Origin of the sequence: Azospirillum endophyticum, from assembly GCF_016595245.1 — a bacterium.
GTDB lineage: Bacteria > Pseudomonadota > Alphaproteobacteria > Azospirillales > Azospirillaceae > Azospirillum > Azospirillum endophyticum.
Genome location: NZ_JAENHM010000073.1, coordinates 88,561 through 103,060, shown reverse-complemented (window position 1 = coordinate 103,060; position 14,500 = coordinate 88,561). Strand labels below are relative to the sequence as shown.

12 protein-coding genes are annotated in these 14,500 nt (G+C 69.2%); 6 read left to right on the top strand and 6 right to left on the bottom strand.

Going from position 1 to position 14,500, the window contains the following annotated elements; all coding sequences use genetic code 11:
* Positions 1–11: 11 nt before the first annotated feature.
* From JHL17_RS27400 to JHL17_RS27390, 3 genes are read right to left on the bottom strand one after another with little or no spacing between them, the layout of a single operon-like run.
* Positions 12–1,199: a PP2C family protein-serine/threonine phosphatase gene (locus JHL17_RS27400; RefSeq protein ID WP_200197833.1), complete on the bottom strand. Its 1,188-nt coding sequence runs from the start codon at positions 1,197–1,199 to the stop codon at positions 12–14.
* Between the two features lie 14 nt (positions 1,200–1,213).
* Positions 1,214–2,017 carry an ATP-binding protein gene (locus JHL17_RS27395; protein WP_200197832.1) on the bottom strand — a complete coding sequence of 268 codons (804 nt, stop codon included), beginning with the start codon at positions 2,015–2,017 and terminating at the stop codon, positions 1,214–1,216.
* 33 nt (positions 2,018–2,050) lie between these two features.
* Positions 2,051–2,368 (bottom strand): STAS domain-containing protein, encoded by a 318-nt coding sequence (locus JHL17_RS27390; protein ID WP_247893856.1) that lies wholly within the window; start codon positions 2,366–2,368, stop codon positions 2,051–2,053.
* Positions 2,369–2,775: 407 nt separating this feature from the next.
* On the opposite strand from JHL17_RS27390, the gene JHL17_RS27385 reads away from it, so the two are divergent.
* From JHL17_RS27385 to JHL17_RS27375, 3 genes are read left to right on the top strand one after another with little or no spacing between them, the layout of a single operon-like run.
* Positions 2,776–5,169 (top strand): ATP-binding protein, encoded by a 2,394-nt coding sequence (locus tag JHL17_RS27385; protein ID WP_200197831.1) that lies wholly within the window; start codon positions 2,776–2,778, stop codon positions 5,167–5,169.
* Complete coding sequence (locus JHL17_RS27380) at positions 5,166–7,850, top strand: response regulator (protein ID WP_200197830.1); 2,685 nt, start codon at positions 5,166–5,168, stop codon at positions 7,848–7,850. Before JHL17_RS27385 ends, JHL17_RS27380 begins: the two co-directional genes overlap by 4 nt.
* Positions 7,847–9,250, top strand: a complete 1,404-nt coding sequence (locus JHL17_RS27375) for a DUF1329 domain-containing protein (RefSeq protein ID WP_200197829.1) — start codon at positions 7,847–7,849, stop codon at positions 9,248–9,250. The genes JHL17_RS27380 and JHL17_RS27375 overlap by 4 nt, the downstream gene beginning before the upstream one ends.
* Before the next feature lie 14 nt (positions 9,251–9,264).
* On the opposite strand, the gene JHL17_RS27370 is transcribed toward JHL17_RS27375, so the two are convergent.
* A complete protein-coding gene (locus JHL17_RS27370) occupies positions 9,265–9,897 on the bottom strand; it encodes a hypothetical protein (protein WP_200197828.1) in 633 nt (210 codons plus the stop codon).
* A gap of 206 nt (positions 9,898–10,103) precedes the next feature.
* On the opposite strand from JHL17_RS27370, the gene JHL17_RS27365 reads away from it, so the two are divergent.
* From JHL17_RS27365 to JHL17_RS27355, 3 genes are all read left to right on the top strand, one after another.
* Positions 10,104–10,667, top strand: a complete 564-nt coding sequence (locus tag JHL17_RS27365; protein ID WP_200197827.1) for an ankyrin repeat domain-containing protein — start codon at positions 10,104–10,106, stop codon at positions 10,665–10,667.
* Between the two features lie 40 nt (positions 10,668–10,707).
* Positions 10,708–11,691 carry a CobD/CbiB family cobalamin biosynthesis protein gene (locus JHL17_RS27360; protein ID WP_200197826.1) on the top strand — a complete coding sequence of 328 codons (984 nt, stop codon included), beginning with the start codon at positions 10,708–10,710 and terminating at the stop codon, positions 11,689–11,691.
* 106 nt (positions 11,692–11,797) lie between these two features.
* Positions 11,798–12,760 carry a DMT family transporter gene (locus JHL17_RS27355; protein WP_200197825.1) on the top strand — a complete coding sequence of 321 codons (963 nt, stop codon included), beginning with the start codon at positions 11,798–11,800 and terminating at the stop codon, positions 12,758–12,760.
* An 11-nt stretch (positions 12,761–12,771) separates the two neighbouring features.
* On the opposite strand, the gene JHL17_RS27350 is transcribed toward JHL17_RS27355, so the two are convergent.
* On the bottom strand, positions 12,772–13,491 hold the full coding sequence (locus JHL17_RS27350) for a hypothetical protein (RefSeq protein WP_200197824.1): 720 nt from the start codon (positions 13,489–13,491) through the stop codon (positions 12,772–12,774).
* 25 nt (positions 13,492–13,516) lie between these two features.
* A complete protein-coding gene (locus tag JHL17_RS27345; RefSeq protein WP_200197823.1) occupies positions 13,517–14,449 on the bottom strand; it encodes a DHH family phosphoesterase in 933 nt (310 codons plus the stop codon).
* Positions 14,450–14,500: the final 51 nt, after the last annotated feature.

Here is a 14,500-nt window from a genome sequence, read left to right as displayed (position 1 = left end):
GCCCACATCCCTCATGCCCGTCTGGCGGCCCAGACGGCGGTCAGGTCGTCGCGCAGCGGCAGGCTGGCACGGGCGTAGAAATCCTCCATCATCGGACGAAGCGGATGCTGGCGGTCGCGGGCCAGCGCATCGCGGACGAAATCCGGAACGGCGTCCTGCCCCAGCGGACCGAGTTCGTCGCCGCCGCATTCGATCAGGGCGTCGCTGTACAGGAACAGAAAGCCGCCGCGCGGCAGGCGATGGCTCTGGTCGACATACTGCGCCCGGCGCGAGGCGCCCAGCACCAGACCGGCCGAGTCGAGAAGGCGGATGCGTGGGCCATCGCCCCCGGGGGCGGCCGGCGTCCCCAGCACCGGGTTGGGCGAGCCCGCTGCGGCGAAGGTCAACAGGTCGGTGGCAAGATCGAGGATGCCGAAGAAGGCGGTGGCGAACTGCCCCGTCGGCAGCACGTCCTTCAGCGCGGCGTTCAACTGCACCAGCCATTGCGACGGCGCCATGTGCTGCATGGGCAAGCGGTCGATCAGCGTGTGCAGACGGAAGGTGTTGATCGCCGCCGTGATGCCGTGCCCGGCGAAATCGACCATCAGCAGCCCGAGCCGGCGGTCGCCCAGAGGATAGAGCCCCCAGAAATCGCCACCCAGTTCCGACGACGTCTCGAAATGGGCATCCAGGGTCAGACCGTAGCGGTCCGCCACCTCGGTCAGCCGCCGACTCTCCGGCAGCAGCGACGTCTGCATGGCGCGGGCATGCGTCAACTCGCGCTGGACCCGCTCGCGGAAGGCCGCGAGGTCGGTGAACAGCTTGCGCTTTTCCAACTGGTGGCGGACGCGGGCCACGCATTCGCCGGGCTTGATCGGCTTGGAGATGAAATCGTTGCCTCCGGCCTCGAAACACCGCACCTGCTCCTCGTCGCTGTCCAGCGCCGTCTGGAACAGCACCGGAAGCTGCTCATGGGCGGCATTGCGGCGCAGCGTCTCGCACATCTCCAAGCCGTTCATGACCGGCATGTCGACGTCGAGCAGGACGAGGTCGGGCCGGAACCGGTCGACGGCCGCCAGCCCCTCCCGCCCGTTCTCGGCGAAGGCGATGTCGGTGATGCCAGCGCGGCGGATCACCAGGGCAAGCGATTTTCGATTGAATTCGTTGTCGTCCACGATCAGGACGCGGCAGTCCGACAGCGACAGGGCGCGCACGGCCATGGAGGCGTGTCCCGTCAGCGGTCGAATTGCAGGACGGTGCAGCGCCCGCCGTCGGTCACCGTTACCCGAGAGGCCAGCGTGCGCATGAAGACGAATCCGCGTCCCGACCGCGCATCGTTTCCGGCGATCGCGGGAGTCGCCTCGGCATCGAAGCCGCCGCCCTGGTCCACCACCGCGATGGCGATGCCGCGCTCGTTCCAGCGGCAGAAGATATCCAGCCGCCGCCGCACCACGGCGGGGTCGCCCAGCCGGTCGCGCATCATCTCGCTAAAACGGCGGTAGCCGCCCGGCTCGCTCTTGACCGCGCTGGACAGGCCGAGGTTGCCGTGGACGATGGCATTGGCGACGGCTTCATGCAGACAAAGCTCCACGGTCGAGCGGCGTTGCGGATCCAGCACGCCGCGCCGCACCAGCTCGTCGCAGACCAGCACCGGGCATTGCAGGCCATAGGCGGTGGCGGTGGTCAGCGACAGATAGAATCCGGGCAGGTTCGGAAGGTCGGCCGCCGGCGCACCCGACCAGTCGTCCAGCAGGGCCGCGGTCTCGTCGGCGCCCTCCCCCAACTCCACCATCAGGGCGGGGGCGAGGTCGAAGGCGGCGCGCAGCCGGTCGCGGCTCGCCTGCCCCATCAGCAACGCTTCCACCATCCGGGCGGCCACGTGTCCGGCCGGCACCGCCGGACCGTCCCCCTCGTCCCCTGCCGTTCCGCCGAAGCGCGCCGCGACGCGGGCGGCCATGTCGGCAGGCACCCGGTCGCGCAACAGGCTGAAGCTCCGGAAAGCCGGGTCGGCGGTGTGATCATGTCGGATGGCGTCCATACGGCGGACTCCCCTGGGACAGAGACCGGCCTTTCAGGAGGCTATGGTGATGATCTCGCCCAGCCGGGCGAGGTCGATCGACCGCTTCACGTCGCCTGCGGCACCCTGGACGATCATCCTGACGTTGCGGGTCTCGGTCTCCTCCTGAAGGATCAGCAGCATGCCGAGGCCGGCGGAGTCGATGAACTCCAATGCCGACAGATCAATGACGAAACGTGCCATATCGGACCGCTCAACCAGCCCGACGATGTCACGCAGCCGGTCATGATCCGTGAACTCCAGGCGGCCCATCAGCCTGACCTCGGTCGTGTCGCCTGTATCTGTCGCCTGGAAATCCATGAGTCCTCTCAACCGATCCACTGTCCTGGCAGTCCCACACAAGCGCGTGAAACCATGCTCCCTCACCTATGCATGGTAGTTCAGCATATCCCAATACCTCAATAGTCGATTATGCCGCTTCGCAGCATTTTCCAATGCGCGCATCGTCTCCTCCCATGCGTCTTTCCAGGCCTCGCGCCGGTGGACGAGGCTCCCCCGACACGGTAGAAGGCTCTAAGCAGGTTTTCCGAACTCCGCCCACAGATGGGCGGGCTCGGAAAACCTGCAAAACCATAGAATCCGCAGGTTTCTCCAGGCCGGGCCTGTGGCCCGATCTGGACAAACCTGCTTAGGACGGCGAGCGTGCCGGGCGCAGCCCACACCAGACATCCCGCCGAGCGCCACCTGCTCTCACCAACGAACGTCCGGAACGTCAATGCATGACCAGGATCGCTGAGGCGTGGCGACGGATCCCGACGGTATCGGCCAAGTTCCTGCTGATCCTGGTGCCGAGCTTGGTCGTCGCCGTTTCGCTGTTTTCGACCCTGTTCTTCCATGACCGCTACAAGGATCTGCAGGCGGCGTTGCGCGAAAAGGTAGCGACCATCGCCGACATCAACGCCGCCGCGCTGTCGAACACTCTGTGGACCTTCGACGTCCAGACCATCCGCAACGTCATCCAGGCCATCGGTGCCAACCGGGAGCTGGTCTGCATCGAGGTGAGCGACGATCTGGCCGGCGGCCTGTTCGCCTGGCCGGGAGCGAACTGCCCGGCTGATGACGGCACGCGCATCGAGCGGCGGCCGATCCGGGTGCAGAACCTCCAGATCGGCACCATCACCCTGCATTACAGCCAAGACGTCGCGCGCGAACAGCTCCGGCAGGAGATGGTGAACACCGCCGTCCTGCTTCTGCTGACGCTGGGCGGCACCATCGCGGCGGCGTTGACGGCATTGCGGCTGACGGTGGGGCGGCCGCTGGGACGGTTGATCGCTTCCATCCTGGAATCCGAACGGGGCGGTGGACACCGGCCGGTGGACTGGCGGGCGGCCGACGAACTGGGGCGGGTGATCCAGGCGCACAACGCCATGCTCGCCCGGCTGGGGCAGGAGGAGGCCGCGTTGCGCAAGAGCGAACAAAGGCTGGCATTGGCGATCACCGCCACCCGCTCCTCCGTCTGGGACTATGACCTGCACAGCGGGCAATATTGGTGGTCGAAGGAATTCCCGACCCTGCTCGGCTACGGACAAACCGAACTGCCGATGACCTCGGCGACCTGGTCCTCGCTCCTGCATCCCGACGAGGTGGAGCGGGTGATGGCCGAGTCGCGGCGGCGGCTGCGTGACCGCGCCATGGCCTACGCCGCCGTCTACCGCATGCGGCGGCGCGATGGCCGATGGGCCTGGATCGAGGACCGTGCCACCGCCCAGCGCGATCCCGACGGCCGCGCCCTGCGCCTGACCGGAACCATGTCCGACGTCACCGAACGGGTGCAGGCGGAACTGGATCTGGCTCATGAACGCAATGTGCTGCAGGTCACGCTGGACAACACCGACCAGGGCATCATCAAGGTCGACGGCAATGGGCGCGTGGTGACGGCGAACCGCCGGGCCGCCGAATTGCTGAACATTCCGCCGGAGGTCCTCGCCGGCACTCCGCGCTTCGCCGAACTGGTGGCGATCCAGCGCCATGGGGGCGAATTCGGCGAGATGGCCGACGATCCCGACCTGCATCTGAACTACGGGCTCGATACGGAAGGCGGGGAAGCCGGCCATGCCGGCGGATCGGCCGCCCCTCCGGGCAACGCGTCCGGGGCGATCGGGCAGCCCTTCACCTTCAAGCGCCGCCGCCGCGACGGCCGCATCGTCGAGATACGCACCAACCCGTTGCCCGAGGGCGGCTTCGTCCGCACCCTGACCGACGTGACGGTGGAAGCCCGGTCGGCCGAGGAGATCTTCGATGCGATGCAGCAGTTGGAACACGCCTATGCCGACCTGAAGGAGACCCAGGCCAGTCTGGTGCAGGCGGAAAAGATGGCTTCGCTCGCCCTGCTGGTGGCGGGGGTCGCGCACGAGATCAACACTCCCATCGGCATCGCCTTCGGCTGCGCCACCCATCTGTCGGGTCGGACCGCGATGCTGGCCGAGGCGTTCGAGCGCGGGACGATGAGAAAATCCGACCTTGCCGCCTATGTCGCCACCGCCGGCGAGTCCTCCCGCCTGATCGAGCAGAACCTGACCCGCGCGGCCGAGCTGATCCAGAGCTTCAAGCGGGTCGCCGTCGATCAGACCAGCGAGGAGAGGCGCCGCTTCGACCTGCTGGCCTATCTGGAGGAGGTGGTGACCTCGCTCGGCCCCACCCTGCGCAAGAGCCCCCATCGGGTCGCCGTCGCCTGCTCGCCCGGCATCGTCATGGACAGCTTCCCCGGCGCGCTGAGCCAGGTGGTGACCAATCTGATGATGAACGCGCTGACCCACGCCTTTCCGGCCGACAGCAGGGGACACATGGTCATCGACGTAGACGAAGCGGCGGAAGGCGAAGTGGAGATCCGCTTCGCCGACGATGGGATCGGCATCGCCGCGGAAAACCTGCCCAGGGTTTTCGAACCCTTCTTCACCACGCGGCGCGGCGCGGGCGGCAGCGGGCTGGGGCTGCACATCGTGTTCAATCTGACCACCCAGTCGCTGGGCGGACGGATCTCGGTTGACAGCGTTCCCGGCGATGGAACTACCTTCACCCTGCGCATCCCGAAGATCGCCGCCAACCCGCAATCGCCCCACCCTGTCCCCGGCCCTGCGCCGACGCCCGTATCGCTGGAGACCGACCCCGCATGAGCACCGGCGCCGACGACGACGAGATCCTGTTCGCCGACGAGGAGGACGGTTCCGCGCCCGGTGCCGGCGAGGAGGCGGCCGCGCGCGCGGGCCAGGGCGCTTCGTCGGCACCGCCCTGGCCCGTCCTGGTGGTGGATGACGAGTCCGACATCCATTCCATGACCGGGCTGCTGCTGACCGACGTCACCTTCCAGCGGCGGCGGCTGGACCTCATCGGCTGCTTCACCGCGGCGGACGCCCGCACCCTGCTGGAACACAGGCGCGACGTCGCCGTGATCCTGCTGGACGTGATGATGGAGGAGGACGATTCCGGCCTGAAGCTGGTGCGCTGGATCCGCGACGAGCTGGGAAACCGTGACGTCCGGATCATCCTGCGCACAGGCCAGCCCGGTCAGGCACCCCAGCGCGACGTGATCGTCGATTACGACATCAACGACTACAAGCCGAAGGCCGACCTGTCGGCGGAAAGCCTGGTCACCGCCGTGATCGCGGCATTGCGCGCATTCGAGCAGATCCAGTCGATCGAAACCCGGGTGGCGGAGCGCACGCGCGAGCTGCGCGAAAGCCGCGAGCAGGCGGAGGAGGCGACCAAGGCCAAGTCCGCCTTCCTCGCCACCATGAGCCACGAGATCCGGACGCCGATGAACGGGGTGCTGGGAATGCTGGGCCTGCTGGAACGGACGGAGCTGGACGAGCAGCAGCGCGACACCGTCGGTACCATGCGCGAGTCGACCAATGCGTTGCTACGGATCATCGACGACATCCTGGATTTCTCGAAGATCGAGGCCGGGAAGTTGGACCTGGAACGGGAGGCGCTATCGGTTTCAGCCCTGGTCGAAGGGGTGGCGGAAGCCCTGGCGCCCGCCGCCGGGACCAAAGGACTGGCGCTGCTGACCTATGTGGACCCGGCAATTCCGCAGGCTTTGCTGGGCGATCCGGTGCGGCTGCGCCAGATCCTGTTCAATTTGGCCGGCAACGCCATCAAGTTCACCGAGGCCGGCCGCGTCGTGCTGCGCGCCGAACTCGAACCGGCTGCGCCGGAGAAGAAGGCGGAGCCTGTGCTGCGCATCAGCGTGTGCGACACCGGCATCGGCATCGCCGAGACCATGCTCCCGCGCCTGTTCCAACCCTTCACCCAGGCGGAAAGCTCCACCACCCGGCGCTTCGGCGGCACCGGGTTGGGACTGTCGATCAGCCGGCGGCTGGCGGAGCTGATGGGCGGCGAGATCGGGGTCGAGAGCGAGACCGGCGCCGGCTCCACCTTCTGGCTGCGCCTGCCGCTGGCCGGTGCCGCGGCGCCCCAATCGGCGACGGCGCCTCAGGATACCGTCGAGCTGGATGGGCTGACGGTCTTGCTTGGCGTGCCCGACGATACGGAACGCGGCTTTCTCGCCCGCTATCTGGAGCAGGCCGGCGCCCGGGCGCTGCCCGCCGCCTCCCCGCCCGAACTGGCGGCCCAGGCCCGCATCGCGCGCGAAGCCGGCTTTGCCGTCGACGTCGTCACCATCGACGAGGGACTGCACATCCCCGGCGGCGCCCATGCGCCCGCGGAACCGGGACGCCGCAGCGGCGAGGCCCGGCCACCGATGGTCCTGCTCTGCCACGACGGCAACGGGATGCCAAGCGCCTCTCCCGCGTCCGCTGGGCAGGGACTGGACCCCGGCCCCCTGATGCTGAGCCGACCGCTGCGGCGGCTGGCATTTCTGCGTGCGGTCGCCGTCGCCGCGGGGCGCCAACCTCCCCGGAAGGCCGCCCCGCCCCATTCCCCGCCCGTCTTGCCCCGTCCCTTTTCCCCTCCCGCCGCTGCGGGGACCACGGCCGGCACCGCCGCCTGCCCGCCCGGCGTGGCGGAGGCGATGGACCAGGGGCAACTGATCCTGGTGGCGGAAGACAATCCGGTGAACCGCAAGGTCCTGCTGATGCAGTTGCTGGGGTTGGGCTATGCCGTGGAAATGACGACCGGCGGGGCGGAGGCGCTGGCGGCGCTCGATCGGCAGCCCCGGCACCGCTACGCCCTGCTGCTGACCGACATCCAGATGCCCGAGGTCGACGGATTCGAACTGACCCGGCGGATCCGCAGCGACGAGGCCGCCGCCGGCACGGGCCGCCTCCCGATCGTCGCCATCACCGCCAATGCCGCACCGGCCGACATCGAAAGCTATCGCGCGGCCGGCATGGACGATGTGCTGAGCAAGCCGCTGGAGTTGTCGCAACTGGCGATGACGCTCTCGCGCTGGATGCCGCCGGTTTCGGCCGATGACGTTCCACCGCCGTCTCCTCCGGTTCCACCGGGACCGTCCGCCGGCCGCCTTGCGGATCGGGACCTGCTGGTCGAACTCGGCAACCTGCGCGCGCTGTGCGGCGGCGACGCGGCGATGCTGGCGGAGCTGCTGGCCGATTTCGTCACCATCGGGCGCGGAGTGATCGACGACCTCGGCACGGCGTTGGGCAATGGCGATCGCGACTGGGTGCGGGCCTGCGCCCACAATCTGAAGGGGTCGTCCCGCAATGCCGGCGCCAAGCCGTTGGCGGAGGCCGCGCGCGTTCTGGAGCAAGCCGCGGCGGAGGGCGCCCCGCATGCCCTGCTGACGACGGCGGCCGATCGGCTGCGCGACGCCTTCACCGCGACCTGCGGCGCCATCGAACGGGAACTGGCCGGCACGGAGCGGCCGACGGCATGAGCGGCCCGATGGCGTTCCGTCCCGATCGGCGGCAGGCTCTCGGCCTGTTGCTGGGTGCAGCCGCCACGACGGCCGTCACCTCCACGACCGGGGCATCGGCACAAGACGCTCCGCCCGATGCCGCACGCGCTGTCGGGGTGCCGCGGCTGGGCGAGGAGCTGACACCGTTCGGCGCCGTGCGGGCAGGCAACCGCACGCGGGCGATCCCGACCTGGACCGGCGGATTGACCGAGCCGCCGCGTGGCTATGTGCCCGGCCGCCCGTCGCCCGACCCCTACATCGAGGATGTCCGCTGGTTCACCGTCGGTGCCGCCGACGTCGAGCGCTACAAGCTGCGGCTGACCGCCGGGCAACAGGCCTTGCTGGCGAAATTCCCGGAAAGCTTCGAACTGGCGCTGTTTCCCTGCCGCCGCAGTGCCGCGGCGCCCCAGCGCATCTATGACGCCTCGCTGGCGAATGCCGACCGCGCCAAGCTGGGAGAGAACGGGCTGGCGCTGCGCGACGCCGCGGTCGGGATGCCCTTCCCCATCCCGGCCAACGGCGTCCAGGCGATGTGGAACCACAAGCTGCGCTGGCGCGGCGGGAGCGTATCGCGCACCAGCCTGACGGTGGTCCAGTCCGGCGACGGCACCCGCAGCCAGACGAAGCTGCGCGAGGAGTTCGCCTCCCCCTATGCCGCCGGGGACATGGCCGCACCGCCGCTGCTCTATCGCCGCACCATCCTGGAGCCGAAGGAGCAGGCCGGCGGCAGCCTGATCGTCCAGGGAACCCTCGACCCGGTCGCGACGCGCACCCGCGCCTGGGCGCGGGAGGGGGAGCGGGGCCGGGTGACACCGGCGCCCGGCTTCGCCTATGACACGCCGGACCCGGTAACGGCGGGCATCTGCACCGCCGACATGCTGGACATGTTCGGCGGCGCGCTCGACCGCTTCGACTACACGCTGGTGACGCGGCGCGAGATGTACATGCCCTACAATGCCCACCGGCTGTCCAATCCCAACCTGACGATGCGGGACATCCTGTGGCCGGGCCATCCCAACCCGCAGTTCCTGCGCTATGAGATGCACCGGGTCTGGGTCGTCGACGCCCGGCTGAAGCCGAACTTCCAGCATGCCCTGCCCGACCGCACCTATTACCTGGACGAGGACAGCTGGCAGATCCTGGCGTCGGAGCATTACAACGGCAAAGGCGACCTTCTCCGCTACGCCGAGGCGCATCCGCTGCCGCACTGGCAGGTTCCGGCCCTGGTGCCGGCGGTGGAATTCGTCTTCGACCTGACCGCCGACCGCTATGCCGCCCGCGGCCTGGACAATGGTCTGGCCCCGCCGGTCTTCGGCGCTCCGCTGCAGCAGGAAGACTTCACCCCCGACGCCCTGGTCCGTCGCGGAAGGCGGGGGTGACGAGCCCCCGGCGCCTACATCGATCCGGTCTGCCGGACCTCGTGGACCTCGGCCGGGCGGGCGGCGTGGCGGTTCAGGACCTCCAGCGCGATGCGTTCACGCGCCGCGTCGCCGACATTGACCCACAGCAGGATGCCGCCCTTGTCGAGATGCTGCAGCATCGGCTCGTTGCGCTTGTCGGTGATCCATTGCGACAGGAAGGACCCCGCCGCCCCGCTGCCCACCCCGGCCGCTGCCGCCGCCGCTGCGGCGGCGAGCGCCGTGCCGCCGGTGGCCAGCACCGCACCGGTGGCGATGATCGCGCCGACATAGGCTGGGAAGCCGACCGCGACCCCCTTGCCGCTGCCGACATCTTCCGGCGAGATGTAGGCCTGCCGCGGCGCGTCGGGATCATGGGCGAGGCTGCCGACATCGCGGGGCACGTCGCCCAGCCGTTCGCGAATCGTTTCGTCGTTGGCCAGCAGGCTCAGCTCGTGGCGCTGGAAGCCGGCCAGGGTCAGGTCGTCGATGGCGTTCTGCAGGGCGTCGCGGCTGTCGAAGACGGCCACGGCCTCGCGCACCGTCGCATCGGTGCCGACGGTTCCGGCGTCTCCCGTCCAGGCACTGGAATCGATCGTGGTCGGGTTCTGGTCGCGGCTCTCGATCATGCCTTCCACCCTTTCGCTTCGCGGGAAATCCGAACGATCCGGATTTAACCGGAATGCGCAGGCAAGGTTCCGGTCGCGGCGGCGATGCGGCCCGGTGGAGGCAGCCCAGCCCCGGCGGCGGGTGTGGCGACGAAGGCCGATCTGGCAAAAGCACCGGTCTTTTGGCTAGTATCCGGCACCCATGCCGTCAAGGAAGGATACCCGCCATGAAGCGGCTCCTGCTCGCTCCCCTGCTCGCCGTCTTGCTGTCCGCCGGCTCCGCCGCGCCGGCCTTCGCCCAGATCAGCCTGTTCCAGGACACCGGCCTGATGCAGGCGGTCAATGACGGCGACGTCGCCAAGACGAAGGGCGCCCTGCTGCGGGGCGAGAACCCGAACCAGGCCGACATCCACGGCAAGACCGCCCTGCTGGCCGCCGTCGACCGCTCCAGCCCGGCGATCGCCAGCCTGCTGCTCGACAGCGGCGCCAACGTCAATCGTGCCGACAAGGCCGGCAACACCCCGCTGCTGACCGCGGCCGAGAACGGCAACCCGGAGATGATCGACCTGCTGCTGAAGAAGGGCGCCAAGGTCGACATGGAGAACCGCGAAGGCATGACCCCGCTGATGGTCGCCGCCCGCAGCGGCCGGGCCGACGTGGTGGACCGGCTGCTGAAGGCTGGCGCCAAGGTCGACCGCTCCGACTTCACCGGCCGCACCGCGCTGAACTGGTCGCAGGAAAGCCGCAACCCCCGCGTCGGCACCCTGCTGCGCCAGGCCGGCGCCCGCTGACGCCGAACCGCCCGCCCCCAAGCCAGCCTCCGGAGACTCCATGTTCGGTTCGGCCTTCGGCGGTCCCGGCCCGCTGCTGCTCCTGCTGCTGGCCCTGGGGATCGACGCGCTGTTCGGCGACTGGCTGGACCGCATCCTTCCCGACCCGGCGGGGCTGGCGCGGCGCTTCTGCAACGTCGCCGACGCCCGGCTGAACCGGGCGGAGCGCGGGAAATCGGCCCAGCTGATCCGCGGAGCGCTGGTCGTGCTGGCCCTGGTGCTGATCGCCGTGGCGGCCGGGCTGCTGGTCGAGTGGATCGGCTCCATCGGCCGCGGCTGGATGGTGGAACTGCTGGCCCTGCTGTGCGGCCTGCGCGGCCGGGCCGCCTGGACCCGCGTGCGCGCGGTGCGCCGCGCGCTGGAAAGCGGCGGGGTCGTTGCCGGCCAGGAGGCGATCCAGTCGCTGACCCGCCGCCATGTCTACGGCCTGGACGAGCACGGCATCGCCCGCGCGGCGGTGGAGGCCGCGGCCCGCGCCTTCGACCGCAAGCTGGTGGCGCCCGTCTTCGGCTATGCCCTGCTCGGCGTGCCCGGCCTGTTCGTCTGGACCGCGATGGACGGCGCCGACGCCGCGCTGGGCAGTCCCGGCGTCCGCCATGGCCGCTTCGGATCGACCGCCGCGACGCTGGACGACGCGCTGAACGCCCTGCCCGCCCGGCTGGCCGGGCTGCTGCTGGCCCTGGCGGCCCCCTTCATCGGCACCGCCAAGGCCGGCGCCGGGTTGCGGGCGCTGGGCCGCGACGCACGCAAGCACCCGTCCCTGAACATGGGCTGGCCCATCGCCGCCATGGCCGGCGCGCTGGGGCTGGCGCTGGGCGGGCCGCACCGCGATGGCGGCGTGGTCATCACCGAGAGCTGGATCGGCGACGGCCGCGCCCGCGCCATCCCCGCCGACATCGGCCGCGCTTTGGCCCTGGCCGCCGTCGCCGCCCTGCTGCTGGTCGGGCTGGTGGCGCTGCTGCTGTGGGGCGTGGCGGGGATCTGACCCCCGGCAGCCCTGCGCGGCGGGCACGTCAATGTCACGCCCTTGGCAGGGCACCGCCCCTCCATCGCCCATATACTGGTATGGCGAGGCAGGGGAAGCGGGGACCATGAGTACGGGGGAGACGACATCGGACGCCGGCACGCCGGCCGCGGCCGGTGACGCGGCGCAGGTTGGGCTTTCTTCGGCGGAACGATCCTTGGCGGAGCGGCGGTCGGGCCGGACCGGCATCTTCTGGATGATGCTGACCACGCTGCTGTTCGTCAGCCAGGACGCCACCATTCGGGTTCTGACCAAGAGCTATCCGGTGATGGAAGTCGCCTGGGCGCGGTTCTCCGTCCACATGCTGCTGGTGGGGATCGTCGTCGCGTGGCGCAGCCCGCACCTGATGGTGTCGCACCGGCTACCCCTGCAACTCGTCCGCTCCTGCCTGCTGCTGGCGACCACCCTGTTCGCCATCCTGGCGTTGCGCAGCATTCCCTTTGCCGAGGTGCAGGCCATCGCCGCCGCGGTGCCGGTCCTGATCACGGCGCTGTCGGTGCCATTGTTGGGCGAGAAAGTCGGCTGGCGGCGCTGGGTCGGCGTGCTGGCCGGCATGGCGGGGGCGCTGATCATCGTCGGGCCGGTGGGCGGCACCTTCCAATGGGCCCTGGCCCTGCCGCTGGCCGCGGCCTTCTGCAACGCGCTGTACCAGATCGCGACGCGCAAGCTGAAGAGCGCGGATTCGCCGACGACGACCATCTTCTACACCGGCATGGCCGGCACATTGGTCTGTACGCTGGCCCTGCCCTTCAACTGGGTGACGCCGGACCTGACGGCCGCGGCCCTGATGGTCCTGCTGGGGACGTTGGGCGGCATCAGCCATTTCTGCCTGATCCGCGCCTACAGCGCTGCTCCCGCCGCCACCGTGGCTCCCTTCGGCTACACGACACTGGTCTGGGCGGCGGTCTATTCGCTGATGCTGTTCGGTGAGGACCTGCGCCTGTCGACCATCCTCGGGACCGCCGTCATCGTCGGCAGCGGCGTCTACATCTTCTATCGCGAACAGATGCGGTCGCGACAGGCGTCCTGAGCCGACAGCCGTCAGGCCGCCTGCGGCCCGACATCCTCCACCATGTAGAACGGCCCGCGCCGGTCGCGCTCGACCCGCAGGATGAAGCGGCTGATCCCGCCGGCCCTGATGGTCCAGAGATCGTCTCCGCCGTCCAGCGGGCGAAGCTCCAGTTCGTCCGGCACCGGCACCTCGCCCAGCCGCTTCAGGATGCGGTCGGCACGGGTACGGTCGATGGCGGGCAGGCTCTCGGCGGCGCGGGCGTCGAAACGGTCGCTCTTCACATAGCGTGTGCCGCCGCCCTGGATCGGACTGGACGGCCGGCCGGGCTGCATCCGCGCCCGCATCGCCATCAGCCGCCAGCGCGCCGCGCCGCAGGCATGAACCGCAGCGGCGTGGACCGCGGCGACATGCGCGATCAGATCCGGGAAAAGCGGCATCAGCTCGCGCCGCTTGTAGGCGACGCGGCTCATCAGATCGTGGATCGAGCGTTCGCTCGCCGCGGCGGCGGCCGGCACGTCCACGGCCTCCGCCGCCAGCAGGGCCGGAATGACGTCGAGCGCCGCCCCCGCCACCAAGGCGTCGATGCGCGTGAGCGCCAGCGCGCCGGCCGCGTCGGTGCGGGCGATGGCGTCCGCCACCACCGGGCGGGCGCGGTCGAAAGCCTCCGCCCGCGGCACCTCGTCCGACAGGGCGGACAGCCAGCCGGCGTCGAACAGGGCACCCCCGGGAAAGGGAAGAAAGACGCTCAAACGCTCAAGACCCGATCAATGACGCTCAGCCGTCCGCGCGCATGCGGGCGACGATGGCCTCCAGCACCTCTTCGGCCCGGTCGTTGTCGATCTGGCAGGTACCGGCGGCCTGATGGCCGCCGCCGCCATATTGCAGCATCAGCGGACCGATGTCCGTCTTCGAACTGCGATCCAGGATCGACTTGCCGCAGGCCAGTACGGTGTTCTGCTGCTTCAGGCCCCACAGGACATGAATCGAGACGTTGGTGTCCGGGAACAGCGCGTAGATCATGAAGCGGTTGCCGGCATAGATCGTCTCCTCCTTGCGGAGGTCGAGGACGACGACATTGCCGCGCACGGTGGCGCAGCGCTTGATCTGGTCGACGAACAGCTCGGCATGCTGGGTGTAGAGGTCCGCCCGCTCCTTCACGTCCGGCAGGTCGAGGATCTGCTCGATGCTGTGACTGCGGCAATAGTCGATCAGGTCCATCATCAGTTGGTAGTTCGACACCCGGAACTCGCGGAAGCGGCCCAGCCCGGTGCGCGCGTCCATGATGAAGTTCAGCAGGGTCCAGCCGGTGGGGTTGAGGATGTCCTCGCGCTCGTACTGGGCTGAATCGGCCTGATCGACCGCCGCCATCATCTCGTTGGAAATGGTGGGAAAGCGCTCCTTCCCGCCATAATAGTCATAGACGACGCGGGCGGCGGACGGGGCCTTGGGGTCGATGATGTGGTTCGGCTTCCCGCCGACGCGCATGGTTTCCGACAGGTGATGGTCGAAGACCAGATGGGCGCCATCGACATAAGGCAGGTTGGTGGTGATGTCGCGACCGGTGATCTCGACCTTGCCGTCCTGCATGTCCTTGGGATGGACGAACTTGATCTCGTCGAGAATGCCCAGCTCCTTCAGCAGGACGGCGCAGACGAGCCCGTCGAAGTCGGACCGGGTAACGAGGCGGTATTTCGCGGCGTCGGACATGCAAGATTCCCCTGGCGGCCGTCATGGGTGAGCGCGTGCCGGAAAGGTAGT

Excerpts from the sequence above, each read along its gene's own strand:
- JHL17_RS27400 (WP_200197833.1), bottom strand. The coding sequence starts at position 1,199 with ATGGCCGTGCGCGCCCTGTCGCTGTCGGACTGCCGCGTCCTGATCGTG.
- JHL17_RS27395 (WP_200197832.1), bottom strand. The coding sequence starts at position 2,017 with ATGGACGCCATCCGACATGATCACACCGCCGACCCGGCTTTCCGGAGC.
- JHL17_RS27385 (WP_200197831.1), top strand. The coding sequence starts at position 2,776 with ATGACCAGGATCGCTGAGGCGTGGCGACGGATCCCGACGGTATCGGCC.
- JHL17_RS27380 (WP_200197830.1), top strand. The coding sequence starts at position 5,166 with ATGAGCACCGGCGCCGACGACGACGAGATCCTGTTCGCCGACGAGGAG.
- JHL17_RS27375 (WP_200197829.1), top strand. The coding sequence starts at position 7,847 with ATGAGCGGCCCGATGGCGTTCCGTCCCGATCGGCGGCAGGCTCTCGGC.
- JHL17_RS27370 (WP_200197828.1), bottom strand. The coding sequence starts at position 9,897 with ATGATCGAGAGCCGCGACCAGAACCCGACCACGATCGATTCCAGTGCC.
- JHL17_RS27365 (WP_200197827.1), top strand. The coding sequence starts at position 10,104 with ATGAAGCGGCTCCTGCTCGCTCCCCTGCTCGCCGTCTTGCTGTCCGCC.
- JHL17_RS27360 (WP_200197826.1), top strand. The coding sequence starts at position 10,708 with ATGTTCGGTTCGGCCTTCGGCGGTCCCGGCCCGCTGCTGCTCCTGCTG.
- JHL17_RS27355 (WP_200197825.1), top strand. The coding sequence starts at position 11,798 with ATGAGTACGGGGGAGACGACATCGGACGCCGGCACGCCGGCCGCGGCC.
- JHL17_RS27345 (WP_200197823.1), bottom strand. The coding sequence starts at position 14,449 with ATGTCCGACGCCGCGAAATACCGCCTCGTTACCCGGTCCGACTTCGAC.